Origin of the sequence: Chitinophaga pollutisoli (assembly GCF_038396755.1) — a bacterium.
Lineage (GTDB): Bacteria > Bacteroidota > Bacteroidia > Chitinophagales > Chitinophagaceae > Chitinophaga > Chitinophaga pollutisoli.
Map to the genome: position 1 here is coordinate 3,477,470 of NZ_CP149822.1, position 13,045 is coordinate 3,490,514.

Below are 13,045 nucleotides of genomic sequence, written 5' to 3' on the forward strand. Positions count from 1 at the left end.
TGTCGTTATATTCTATTCCTGAGATAATATAAACTCCCCGACACCAAAAGCCACTGCGCAACGCCGTAAGTCGTCATCACCACGATGCCGCTATAGGCGAAGTCCGCATAAAAAAGCTGGAACGCCAGCACCGTGTCAGACACGACGAAGAAAAACGCCCCCAGGATAGCCCGCATCCCATACCAGGGCGCGCCGAATCCGAACGCCCGAACCGACAGGATGAACATGCTGGTAATCACCGCGGTGTATGCGATCACCGGGATGCGCATCTCTCCGGCTTTCGGGTAGAGCAAAGACAGCACCACCGCCGCATATCCCAACGCCACGGCCATGGCCATCTTTTCGACGATCCCGATCCTGGGCCGCGGTTTCATCCAAAGGAAAAAGCCGATGTACATCAAATGTGCTATGAGGAAACTCACCAGCCCCGGCAGAAAAAATTGCGGGAACAAAAGGAAAACATCTCCCGACCAGGAAAAAATAACGGCGGCGAAAATAAAGTTACGGGAGGAATATTGCAGCTTCGCGGCGAGCGCCCAGCTGTACACGCCCAACAGTATCATCAGCAAGGGTTTGGTGACGAAACGGGCCTGCGGTACGTCGAAAAGGATCATCCCGATATCCGCGAGCAACGCGAGGAAATACACAGCTATCCAATAGGCAGGTTTCATGAAGTGGAATTATCCCCCAACTTACACTCTTTTTAACTGTTGAGCAATACATAAAAAGTGGTACCCTTTTCGGGGATGCTGTTTAGTTTCAGCTGCCCGCCATGCATCTGGATAATTTGCTGGCTGAGGCTCAGCCCGATGCCGGAACCGGTTTTTTTGGTGGTGAAGAACGGAATGAAAATCTTCTCTTGCGCGTCCGGGTCGATGCCGGGACCGTTATCGGTGATTTCGATGATCACCTGTTGCCCGTTGAACGAGCCTTTCACGGAAATGAGCGGCTGGTCGGTTTGGTCCAGCGCGTCCATGGAATTTTTGATGAGATTGATGAGCACCATCTGCAGCAGTGTTTCGTCGGCGTGTATCTCGATGTTGTCCGGTGAAACGTGGGAGCGGTAGCGGATGCCCGCGGCTTTCATGTCGGCCAGCAGCAGGTTGCTCACCGAGTGGATGAGCTGCTTCAGATTGATGGTGGTGAATTGCGGCTTGGGGAGCGTGGTGTAATCGCGGTAGGCGTTCACGAAATTCATGATGCCCTTGCTGCGGCTTTCGATGGTTTCGAGTGCTTCGCGGAGGTCACCCACGGCGTCGTTCTGCTCGTCGGTAGCGGCGAGGTCGTACTGCACGATGTCTTGCATGGTGCCGATGAGGCTCACGATGGGCGTCACCGAATTCATGATTTCGTGGCGCAGGATCTTGGTAAGATTCTGCCAGGCTTCGAGTTCTTTTTGCTGCAGTTCCGCGTGAATATTCTGCAGCGAAATCAGTTTCACCAACCGCCCCTGCAGCCTTACGCTCGCCGCCTGGATCGAAAGTTGCTGGCCGTTTTGGGTGGCGTAAAGCGTTTTATGACCGGCGGGCAATTGCATGAGGAGCCCCGCCAGATCGGGGTGCACGTTTTTCAGCTCGTCGATATACCGGAGCCGGTAAATGCCGAGCAGCCGGAAGGCCGCGGGGTTGATGAGTTCTATCTTCCCGTCCGTATCAAAGGAAAAAACGCCGATGCTGATGTGCTGGATGATCGTATCGATATATTTAAGATTGGCTTCCCTTTCCGCCCGCGTTTGCCGGAAAGCTTCCAGGACTTCGTTGAACTGGTGGTTAAGGGCGCTGAAACTCTTACCCAGCTTATTGTCTGCGCTAAATCGGATGGAAAAATCCTCGTACCGGATGGCCTCCAGGAACAACGTCAGTTTCCGGTTAACGCGGTTGAGATAATGATATAACGACACCACCTGCGCAATAAGGAAAGGGACCACGAGCCATATCATCAGCGGGTAACCGGCCGACCACAACGCAAACCCCGCCGCCACGGTGGCGATGAACAGCACAAGGCGCAACAGGATGATGACGCTGAAACGGTTCATATCAGAGATTGTATTTTTCCATGCGGCGGTACAGCGCGGCGCGGCTCAAACCCAGTTCCTTGGCGGCGTCAGTGATATTGCCGTTGCATTGCTTCAGGGCTTGGGCGATCATATTCCTTTCCATATCTTCCAGGTTGAAACCCGTGTCCAGCTTCTCCGCCGATGCCGCTGATTTTACGAATACGTCCTTCGGCATGAGGGTTTTGCCCTGGCACAAAATCACCGCCCGCTCGATGGCGTGCTGCAATTCGCGGATGTTGCCCGGCCAGTCGTAATTCTCCAGTTGGGTGATGAGGGTTTCGTGTAAAAATGCGACGGGACGGTTATATTTCTTGCGGTACATCCCGAGGAAATATTCGGCCAGGGGCACGATGTCTTCCCGCCTTTCGCGCAACGGCGGCAGGTGCACTTCGATGGTGTTGATGCGGTACAGCAAGTCTTGCCGGAATTGCCCCGAAGCCGCCAGCTGCTGGATATTCTTGTTGGTGGCGGAAATGAGCCGCACGTCGATGGGAATTTGTTTGTTGGAGCCAACCCGCGTCACCTGACGGTTCTGCAAAACGGTCAGCAGTTTCGCCTGGAAAGGGATGGAAATATTCCCGATCTCGTCCAGGAAAATGGTGCCGCCCGCGGCTTCTTCGAACCGGCCGGCGCGGTCGTCTCTCGCGTCGGTGAAGGCGCCTTTGACGTGGCCGAACAGTTCGCTTTCGAAAAGGGTTTCGCTGAGGGCGCCGAGGTCCACCGGCACGATGGATTTTTCTTTCCGCGCGCTGAGGGCGTGGATGTGCCGGGCCAGAAGGTCTTTCCCCGTCCCGTTTTCGCCGAGGATGAGGATATTGGCGTCCGTTCCGGCGACGCGGCCCACGGTTTCGAGGACTTCCTGCATGGCCGGACTATCGCCGATGAGCACGTTACCGGTGTGGAGCGTGGCGCCGCCGGCTTTTTTGTCTTGCTTTGCCTGGTGGGCGGCCACGGCGGTTTGCATGGTGGCGAGCAGTTTATCGTTTTCCCAGGGCTTGAGCACGAAGTCGGCCGCGCCGGCTTTGATGGCGCGCACGGCCATTTCCACGTCGCCATAGGCGGTGAAGAGGACCACGGTGGCTTTGGGATTGATGTCGAGGATGCGGTCGAGCCATTCGAAGCCTTCTTTGCCGCTGGAGAGGTCGCGGGTGAAGTTCATGTCCAGCAGGATGACGTCGTAATCGAAATTGGTGACGAGATAGGGGATTTTCTGCGGGTTCTTTTCGAAATCAACCTGGGCGAAATGCCTTTTAAGGAGGAGCCTTGCGGCGCGGAGCACGTCCACGTCGTCGTCCACGATCAGAATTTTACCTTGCTGGATGCTCATGAATATAGGATTAATGCGTTTTTGGCTGATGACTGCAAAACGTGTTCCGGGATGGGTGCCCCTCCGGCCGGAGGAGCCCTGTTTTTGGCCGGAACGGCCCTGCTGTGGCAATATTAAACAAACATTCGGGATCCCGTAAGGTTAATTTGACGGCCCCGGTTCCGGCGCCCGCCTGTCCGGATTCGGACACCCTTTGTCCGCTTTGGAACAGCGCCCGCCCGGTGGCTTTCATCTAAATTGGCCATGGTATTGGGTTTCAGGGTTTGGCATGGCTTGGCACATGGATTGACTTTACCTGTCCAGCAATTTTAGTCATGGACAGACAGATCAAAAAGAAATATTGGACCAAACAACGCCTGTTCCTCTACGGAGGCGGCGGAACGGTAGTGCTCCTCCTGCTCTGGAGCTTCATCTTCGCTGACAAGCGCAGCAAGCTGAACGTGGAGAAGGACAAAATCACCGTTTCTAAGGTCACCCAGGGCACTTTTGACGAGTATATCTCCGTCACCGCCGTTGTTCATCCCCTCAAAACCATCCGGCTCGACGCCATCGAAGGCGGGTATGTTGCCCGCAAATTCATGGAAGGCGGCAGCATGGTGAAAGCCGGCGATTCCATCCTCCGCCTGGAAAACCAGCGGCTGATGATGGATTTCGTGAACCGGGAAACCGAAATGTACCGTCTCATCAACGAACTGCAAAACACAAGGCTGCGCCTCAAACAGGACCGTTTCTCCCTCGAAAAGACCCTCAGCGACCTCGATTTCCAGGTAGACCAGGCGAAGGATCTCTTCGAACGGAATCATAAGCTGTTCAAGGACAAGGTGGTAGCCGAACAGGAATACCTCCGCACCAAGCGCGAATACGAGCGCCTCGACAAACAGCGCAAGATCGAAATACAGTCGCAGTCGTACCAGCTGGAAAACGCCACCACGCAGATCGCGCAGCTGGAAGGCACCATCGCGCGGACGCAGCGGAACCTCAGCATGATGAAGGAAAACCTGGCCAACCTCGTGGTGCGCGCCCCGGTAGACGGCCAGCTGTCCAGCATCAACGTGGAAGTGGGTACCAGCATCCAGGCGGGGCAGAACATCGGTCAGATCGACGACCTGGACGGGTTCAAGATGCGGGCGGAAGTCGACGAGCATTACATTTCCCGCATTTTCGCGGGGCTGAAAGCCAATTTCGATTTTAACGGGAAAGCCAATGAAATGGTGATCTCCAAAGTATATCCGGAAGTGAAAAACGGGCGGTTTGAGGTAGACATGAACTTTGTGCAGGCTGCACCGGAAGGCATCCGCCGCGGGCAATCCTCTCCTATCCGCCTGGAACTGGGCAAATCGTCCGAAGCTTTACTTTTGCCTGCGGGCGGATTCTTCTCCGACACCGGGGGCAACTGGGTGTACGTCGTGGAAAACGGCGGCAAGCGGGCCGTGAAGCGCAAGATCTCCCTCGGTCGTAAAAACCCCGTATATTTCGAAGTGCTGGAAGGGCTCAAACCCGGTGACCAGGTCATCACTTCCTCTTACGAGAACTTCGGGAACAAGGAAGTCCTGGAATTCTGACCCACCCAAATCTTATCAAAATCTTCAATCGTCAACAATGATCAGAACAGTCAACCTGCAAAAATTATTCACCACCGAAGAAGTGGAAACAACGGCACTCAACGGCATCAACATGGAAATCCAGGACGGCGAATTCGTGGCGATCATGGGCCCTTCCGGCTGCGGCAAATCCACTTTGCTCAACATCCTCGGGCTTCTCGACAATCCTTCCCACGGCGAGTATCATTTCTGGGGGCAGGAAGTGGCGCGGATGAGCGAGCGCCAGCGCGCGCAGCTCCGCAAAGGCGCTATCGGGTTCGTGTTCCAGAGCTTCAACCTGATTGACGAACTGACGGTTTTCGAAAACGTGGAACTGCCGCTGCTGTATCTGAAAGTGCCCGCCAGCGAAAGGAAGGCGAGGGTGGAACAAGTGCTGGAGCGAATGAACATCATGCACCGCCGCAACCACTTCCCGCAGCAGCTTTCGGGCGGCCAGCAGCAGCGCGTGGCCATCGCCAGGGCGGTTGTCGCCAAACCGAAACTGATCCTGGCCGACGAGCCCACGGGTAACCTGGATTCCACCAACGGCGAAGAAGTGATGAAGCTGCTCCAGGAACTGAACGACGCCGGCACCACGCTGATCATGGTGACGCACTCACCGTACGACGCGGGTTTCGCCCATCGCATCGTGAACCTGTTCGACGGCAAGGTGGTGACGGAGAACATCAAGGAACAATTTCACGTATAACACCAGAAAAAATTAAAATCATGATACCACATTGCCCGGGACATATCAGCCTTTTGCCGGACCCCGGTTCGCTGGTGCGCTGCTTTACCGGCGGGAACGCCGCCGATGAAGGGTTCCAGGCGATGATGGTGATGCCGTCCCTGTTATTTCCCTTGCTGCTGGTCCTGTTCGCGGGGCTTTGCATGCTCAACCAGTTCCGCCGGAACCGGGGTTCCGGGTCTGTCAATACCGAGAATATTTAACCTGCATAACCCTTTGTTCAATATGTACATGCTCAGAAATCATATCAAGATCGCCTGGAGGAATCTCTGGAACAACAAAGTGTTCGGGGTGATCAATATCGCCGGGCTTACGATCGGGATGACGGCCTGTATGTTCATCCTGCTTTGGGTGGCCAATGAGTGGAGCTTCAACCGTTTCCATGAAAAGCTGCCTCGTATTTACCAGGTGTATGAGCATCAATACTATTCCAACAACGAAATGCTCACTACCACGGCCACACCCGGGCCGCTGGCGGAGAAGCTCCGGACCGAAGTGCCGGGCATCACCCAGGTGGCTTCCATCAGCTGGAACGCGGAAAAATTGCTGTCGGTAGGAGATAAGAACCTTAAATTCCAGGGGCATTATACCGAGAGTCCTTTCTTCAACATATTCAGCTTTCCCTTCGTGGAAGGCAGTGCCGCGGGGGCGCTCACGCAGCCCGGCAATATCGTGCTGACCGACGAAACGGCGCGCGCGTTCTTCGGCGACGAAAAAGCCCTCGGCAAAACGATCCGCCTCGAAAACGCGAAAGACTACACCGTATCCGGCGTGGTGAAATCGCCTGGCGAGGCGAGCACCGTCAAATTCGCCTTCCTGTTGCCCATGCAGGAATTGAAGACGGAACATCCATGGCTTTCGAGCTGGGAGGCCAACGCGCCCCGAACCTACGTGCTCCTCAGCGAACAGGCCGATCTTACGAAAGTGAACGCCGCGGCGAAAGACATTGTGAAGCGCAACGCACAAGGTTCCACGACCGAATTATTCCTGTACCCCTTTTCCGATATTTACCTGAAAGGCATTTTCAAAGATGGGAAGGAGCAGTCCGGCAGAATGGAATATGTGCGGTTGTTCATTATCGTGGCGGTGTTCGTGCTGTTGATCGCCTGCATCAATTTCATGAACCTTTCCACCGCGCGGGCGGTGCAGCGCAGCAAGGAAGTGGGCGTCCGGAAAAGTATCGGCGCGGGCAGGTTCTCGCTCGTGTCGCAGTTTTTGGGAGAATCGTTTGCGCTGGTTTTTATTTCGTCGCTGTTGTCGGTGATGTTGGTGTGGCTGTTGATGCCGATGTTTGAAAAGATGGTGAATACAGAGATCGCCGTTCCGGTTTTCACCTGGTATAATCTGCTGGGGCTCCTTTGCCTGGCGGTTTTCACCGGCTTCGCGGCAGGCAGTTACCCTGCTTTTTACCTTTCTTCCCTCAACCCCATCTCTACGCTTAAAGGCGGCATGCTGCGGCTGAAGTCGTCGGCCGTGTGGCTGCGGAAAGGGCTGGTGGTGTTCCAGTTCGGGATTTCCACGGTGCTTATCGTGGCGGCTGCGCTCGTTTATCTGCAGATTCATTTCATTAAAAACCGCAACCTTGGCCTGAATAAAGACCAGGTGGTATATTTCACCAACGAGGGCGGCGTAGAGAAAAATTTTGAAGCCTTCCGCCGCGCGCTCGACGGGAAGCCCGGCATCATGGCTTCCTGCGTAACCAACCAGCTGCCCATTGACGTGGGGAACAGCGGCCAGGGCGTGTCGTGGCCGGGTAAGGCGGCAACGGAAACCGTGCTTTTTGATAAGCTGGAAGTGGGATCGGGCTTCGACAAAACCATGCAGCTCGAAATGCTGGAAGGGCGTACTTTTTCGGACGATCACCCCACGGACAAAGATGGGTTCGTGATCAACGAAACGGCGGTCCGGCTGATGAAACTGGAAAAACCCTGGGTCGGCCAGATCATCACAAACCAGGAAAAGCAAGGCCCCATCATCGGGGTAGTGAAGGATTTCGCGAGCCACCACATTGCGCGGAAAGCCGGGCCCATGCTCATCACACCGTTCGACGAAGCGGGCGGGAAAGTGCTCGTCCGCATCCATCCGGGAGAAGCCGCGGCCGCCATGGCGAGCATCGGCGAAGTGTACAAACAATTCAACCCGCAATATCCCCTCGACCTGAAATTCATGGACGTGTTTTTCGAGAAGATTTACCGGAGCGAATCGGTGATCGGTAGATTATCGACCGTGTTCACCGTGCTCGCGATTTTTATCGCCTGCCTGGGCCTCTTCGGGCTGGCGGCCTTCACGGCGCAGCAACGTACCAAAGAGATCGGCATCCGGAAAGTGCTGGGCGCCACCGTGGGGCAGATCCTCGTTCTGCTCAGCAAGGATTTTCTGCGGCTGGTGCTGGTGGCTGTGGCCATCGCATTGCCGCTGGCCGCGTATTTCATGAAAGGTTGGCTGGATCAGTTCTCCCTGCACATCGAAATCAGCTGGTGGATTTTCGCGGGAACGGCGCTGCTGTCGCTCGTGCTGGCGATGTTGACGGTCAGTTACCAGTCGGTGCGCACCGCCCGGATGAACCCCGTTAAATCCCTGCGGGCCGAATAAATTCCGAACCAACAAACCACGCAAGTTATGTGGAGAAATTATATCAAAATCGCTTTCCGTAACATCTGGAAAGCCAAGCAGGTAACCTTTGTTAACGTAGTAGGTCTTTCGGTAGCCATCGCCGCGGCCATGCTGCTGTGCATGACGGTGTACCGGGAGTTTTCCTTCGATAATTTCCATGAGAAAGGCGACCGGATTTTCAGTGTGTACAAAGATATTCGCTATCCCGACAAGGCCGACGTGATCCGCAATATGCCGCATCCCATGGGGCCCGCGATGAAGGCGGAGCTGCCCGGCGTGAAGGAAGCGGTGCGCTTCTTCAGCAATTCCGTGGCAGTCCGCGTAAACGGCGTGCAGCATACAGTTTCGGGAACGTTTACAGAGCCTTCGTTCATGCAGATTTTCAGTTTCCCGCTGGTTAAAGGCGCGGCACAACTGGATCTGACTGACATCGTGCTGTCTGAAAGAACGGCCGAAAACCTGTTTGGCGCGGAAGATGCTGTCGGGAAGCAGTTGGAAATAAAGATCGGGGAACAATGGAAACCGCTGACGGTAACCGGTGTGTTGCAAAACGCCCCCGAAAACTCCACCGTGGAATTCGCCGCACTCGTGCGGCTGGAAAATCATATCGCCTATCCCCAGAATAACGGCAATTGGTTCAATATCAATCTCGATACTTTCGTGGAACTGGAGCCGGGCACCGATCCCCGCACTGTTGAGCGCGCCAGCAAAGCCATGCTGGAGAAATATTACGGAGAAGACATCGAACGGCAAAAGAAAGGCGGCGCGAAGGCAGGTCCGCTCGGAGAATACCAGCTGCTGGGGCTTGTTCCGATGAAAGACGTGCATTTTTCCCCGAATTCCAATCTTGGGGGAGAAGAAACCCCTGGTGCTGATGTTGCTCTTCATCGCGGGTTTCCTGCTGTTCATCGCCAGCATCAATTTCGTTAACCTGACCCTCGCCCGGTCGTTTACCCGTGCCCGTGAAGTGGGCATGCGCAAGGTGATGGGAGCCGGGAAGCTCCAGCTGAGCCTGCAATTGTGGGGTGAAGCGGTGCTGTTGTTCCTGATATCGCTGCTGATCGGCGGTGTGATTGCTTACCTGTTGCTTCCCGGATACAATTCGTTGTTCAAATCCGGCGTGAGCTTTTCCATCCTGCTGGAGCCCAAATTCCTTGCAGGCATCCTGTTGACGCTGTTGGTGGTGACCGCGCTCGCGGGCGGATATCCGGCCCTGCTGATGGCGCGGACGCAGACCTTGCTCGTGCTGAAAGGGAAAATGACGACCGGCAGGAAGAACTACTTCCGCAATTCGCTCATCGTGACCCAGTTCGTATTTTCCTGCCTGCTGATTATCGCCACGCTGATCGCCTGGCGGCAAATGAGCTATCTGCGCAACAAGCCCCTGGGCTACAATACTTCCGAAGTCATCAGCGTTCCCGTGGGCGCAAAGGAAAATGGGAATGCCGTACTTGAGCGCCTCCGGGCCGGCCTGAAAGGACAGCCAGGCATCCTGTCCATCACAGGCGCCAATACCAACTTCGGTCGCGGGCTCGATAACAGTTCCTCTACTTCCATCATTTCCTGGGACCATGAGGGCAAGGAGTTCCGGGCCAACTGGCAGGGCGTTTCCACGGATTACGTGAAAACCATGAGCCTGCAGCTGACCGGCGGCCGCGATTTCTCCGCGGCGCTCGCGTCCGATTCGTCGGGATTCATCATTAACGAACAGATGGCGCGGCAATTTGGCCCCGGCAAAGGGCATGTAGGCTACCGCTTCCGGCTCGACGATGAAGATCCCACAGAGTACACGGTGATTGGCGTGGTGAAGGATTATCATTTCAAATCCCTGCATAACCCTATCGATCCGCTGATATTGCATTTGATGGGGCCGGATGAAGCGCCTTCCTATATTTTCGTGCGCGTAACGCCTGGAGAATTGACATCGTCGATGGACAGGATCGCCGCCGCCTGGAAGCGCGCGGCGCCGGAAACGCCCTTCATCGGGTCGTTCGTGAATGAGAACACCGAGCGCCAGTATCGCACGGAAGCCACGCTGACGAGGGTGTTCATCAGCGGCGGGGTGCTCACGATCATCATTTCCTGCATGGGACTGTTTGCCATGGCCATGCTCATCATCGGGCAGCGCACGCGGGAAATCGGGATCCGTAAAGTACTTGGCGCCAGCGCAACGGGTGTGGCCACGCTCATTTCCCGGGACTTCCTGGTGCTGGTGGGCGTCGCGATCCTCATCGCATCGCCGCTGGCGTATTTCCTGATGCGGCAATGGTTGATGGAATTCGCTTACCGGACAGACATCCATTGGAGCGTGTTCCTGCTGGCTGGCGGGATGGCCCTGCTGGTGGCGGCGCTCACGGTGAGCTTCCAGAGCGTACGGGCGGCATTAATGAATCCCGTTAAATCGTTACGGACGGAATAGCATACTTCTATTAAATTTTTTACATTCAAATCATGATACAACTGCGTAATATTTCAAAGCATTATCCGGTGGGATTTGGGAAACACGAAATTTTGAGAGACGTGAGCCTGGATATTCAGCAGGGAGAATTTGTGTCGATCATGGGGCCTTCGGGTTCCGGGAAATCGACGCTGCTGCATATCCTGGGGATGCTGGAAGATGCTTCGGAAGGCGAGTATCTTTTCCAGGAAGAGCCCGTGCATAAAATGAGCGACAAGAAAAGAACGCAGCTGCACCGCGGCGCGATCGGGTTCGTATTCCAGGCGTATCATCTGATCGACGAGCTGACGGTATACGAAAATATTGAAACGCCGCTGTTGTACAAAAACGTGCCTTCGGGTGAGCGTAAGAGCCGGGTGGCCGATATTTTGGACCGGTTCAACATGGTGGCGAAGAAGGATCTTTTCCCCACGCAGCTTTCGGGCGGGCAGCAGCAGCTGGTGGGCATCGCAAGGGCCATAGTGGCCGAGCCCGCCGTTATTTTTGCCGACGAGCCCACGGGCAACCTGCATTCCGACCAGGCCCGGCAGATCATGGAATTGTTCTCCGAACTGAATAAGCGGGACGGCATCACGATCGTCCAGGTAACCCACTCCGACCTGAACGCCGGTTACGGCAACCGGGTTGTACAAATCAAGGACGGGAGGTTGCAATAGGCCGCCCGTTATTTTTTCCGGAAGTTAAAAACTCATCATATGATGTTTTGCATTAAATTCGTGTGGCCCCTTGCCGCCCGCAGGATGTTTGTGCCTTTAAATCAGGAAACCGGCATGGTATCACAACAATTCAAATATTTTCGACCGGCTATGAAAATTACGTCCGCTTTTACCGCCTTGTTGGTGGCATTCATTATTTCGGTGCAGCCCGTAATGGCGCAGGAAGAAGCCTGGACATACCAGCGTTGCTACGACTATGCCCTCCGCAATAACCTGACGCTGCAACAAAGCGTGCTGAACAAACGGCTGGCGGAGCTGACGCTGAAAACAGACCGCATGTCGATGCTGCCAACGCTGACGGGTTCTGCCAGCGGCGGTTATATCTTCGGCCGGTCCATCAACATTACCACCAACCAATTCGATAACGAAGCTACGTTCAACGCCAGCATCGGCCTTTCCGCCGGCGCCGACCTGTTTGGGTGGTTTTCGAAAAGGAATATTGTGGCATCTTCCAAATACGAAGTATACGCGCAGAATTATCTGTTGGAAAAGGCGCGGAACGATATGGGCGTGAACGTGGCGAATGCATTTCTCCAGATTCTCCTGGCCCAGGAGCAGGTGAAAATCAGCCGTGCGCAGGTAGACCTGAGCAAGACACAGCTGGATAATACGAAGAAACTTGTGCTGGCGGGCTCCGTTCCGGAAAGCAACCAGGCCGACCTGGAAGCCCAGCTTGCGCGAGACAGCTCCACATTGGTAACGGCCGAAAATTCCTCCATTTTACGGACGCTCCAGATGAAAGCTTTGCTGAATCTGGGCTTTGAGGTGCCCTTCGCCACTAAAATCCCCGACAACGTAGCCGCGGTGCCCGTGATCAACCTGGCGGAAAATTCCCCTGAAATGATCTTCAGCTCGGCACTGTCTATCCAACCGCAATACCGTTCGGATGAAATGCGCGTGAAATCGGCCGACAAATCGCTGGCCGCCGCCAAAGGCGCCATGTACCCCCGCCTCCGGGCCAATGCAGGCGCGGATACCCGTCTTGCCGGCGGTACCCGGTATGAACAATTCGGGCCGGATAACTGGGTAACTTATGTGTCCAGCATCGGTTTCCCTAAATCCAATCCCCTCGACACTGTATTCACTTACGATCAGTTCAACAACCGCGCAACGCGGAAATATACCACCGGCCGCCAGCTGGCCGACAACTTCGGCCAGAACATCGGCGTTTCCCTCAGCTTCCCTATCTTCAACGGATGGCAGCTGCGCGGACAGGTGGAACGCGCCAAAATAGAACTGGAAAACCGGAAGCTCTCGCTGGATATCAACCGCCTGCAGCTCCGCCAGGACGTATACACGGCGCATGCCGATGCCGTGGGCGCCTTCCAGAAATACCAGGCCGCCATCACCACGGAACAGGCTTCCCAGAAAGCGTTCGACTTCGCCACCAAGCGTTTTGAAGTCGGCCTTATGAACACGGTCGAGTATGTGACCACCCAAACAAATCTTTTCAAGGCGCAGATCGAACGCGTATCGGCCTTGTATGATTATATTTTCAAAGTTAAACTACTGGAATTCTATCGCGATCAGAGAATTACGCTGTAGTG

General features: G+C 55.2%; 11 protein-coding genes. 8 read left to right on the forward strand and 3 right to left on the reverse strand.

Features of this window, described 5'->3' with window-relative positions; all coding sequences use genetic code 11:
• Positions 1-5: 5 nt before the first annotated feature.
• The 3 genes from WJU16_RS14535 to WJU16_RS14545 are packed head-to-tail and all read right to left on the reverse strand — an operon-like array spanning position 6 to position 3,383.
• Positions 6-671, reverse strand: a complete 666-nt coding sequence (locus tag WJU16_RS14535) for a lysoplasmalogenase (protein WP_341834213.1) — start codon at positions 669-671, stop codon at positions 6-8.
• Positions 672-703: 32 nt separating this feature from the next.
• Positions 704-2,035 (reverse strand): ATP-binding protein, encoded by a 1,332-nt coding sequence (locus WJU16_RS14540; protein WP_341834214.1) that lies wholly within the window; start codon positions 2,033-2,035, stop codon positions 704-706.
• Position 2,036: 1 nt separating this feature from the next.
• Positions 2,037-3,383 (reverse strand): sigma-54 dependent transcriptional regulator, encoded by a 1,347-nt coding sequence (locus WJU16_RS14545; RefSeq protein ID WP_341834215.1) that lies wholly within the window; start codon positions 3,381-3,383, stop codon positions 2,037-2,039.
• A gap of 314 nt (positions 3,384-3,697) precedes the next feature.
• Between WJU16_RS14545 and WJU16_RS14550 the strand changes: the two genes are divergently transcribed.
• The 8 genes from WJU16_RS14550 (at position 3,698) to WJU16_RS14585 (ending at position 13,043) form a co-directional block, all read left to right on the forward strand.
• Positions 3,698-4,945 carry an efflux RND transporter periplasmic adaptor subunit gene (locus tag WJU16_RS14550; RefSeq protein WP_341834216.1) on the forward strand — a complete coding sequence of 416 codons (1,248 nt, stop codon included), beginning with the start codon at positions 3,698-3,700 and terminating at the stop codon, positions 4,943-4,945.
• Between the two features lie 37 nt (positions 4,946-4,982).
• The gene (locus WJU16_RS14555; protein ID WP_341834217.1) at positions 4,983-5,672 is read left to right on the forward strand and encodes an ABC transporter ATP-binding protein; all 690 of its coding nucleotides are present in this window, start codon (positions 4,983-4,985) and stop codon (positions 5,670-5,672) included.
• A gap of 20 nt (positions 5,673-5,692) precedes the next feature.
• Positions 5,693-5,914, forward strand: coding sequence for a hypothetical protein (locus tag WJU16_RS14560; RefSeq protein ID WP_341834218.1), 222 nt, complete (start codon positions 5,693-5,695; stop codon positions 5,912-5,914).
• Positions 5,915-5,942: 28 nt separating this feature from the next.
• Entirely contained in the window at positions 5,943-8,303 is a 2,361-nt protein-coding gene (locus WJU16_RS14565) for an ABC transporter permease (protein WP_341834219.1), read from the forward strand.
• Positions 8,304-8,330: 27 nt separating this feature from the next.
• Entirely contained in the window at positions 8,331-9,254 is a 924-nt protein-coding gene (locus WJU16_RS14570; protein ID WP_341834220.1) for an ABC transporter permease, read from the forward strand.
• Positions 9,199-10,743 carry an FtsX-like permease family protein gene (locus WJU16_RS14575; protein WP_341834221.1) on the forward strand — a complete coding sequence of 515 codons (1,545 nt, stop codon included), beginning with the start codon at positions 9,199-9,201 and terminating at the stop codon, positions 10,741-10,743. The genes WJU16_RS14570 and WJU16_RS14575 overlap by 56 nt, the downstream gene beginning before the upstream one ends.
• Before the next feature lie 32 nt (positions 10,744-10,775).
• A complete protein-coding gene (locus WJU16_RS14580) occupies positions 10,776-11,438 on the forward strand; it encodes an ABC transporter ATP-binding protein (RefSeq protein WP_341834222.1) in 663 nt (220 codons plus the stop codon).
• 150 nt (positions 11,439-11,588) lie between these two features.
• Complete coding sequence (locus tag WJU16_RS14585) at positions 11,589-13,043, forward strand: TolC family protein (protein ID WP_341834223.1); 1,455 nt, start codon at positions 11,589-11,591, stop codon at positions 13,041-13,043.
• The last annotated feature ends 2 nt before the right edge of the window (positions 13,044-13,045 follow it).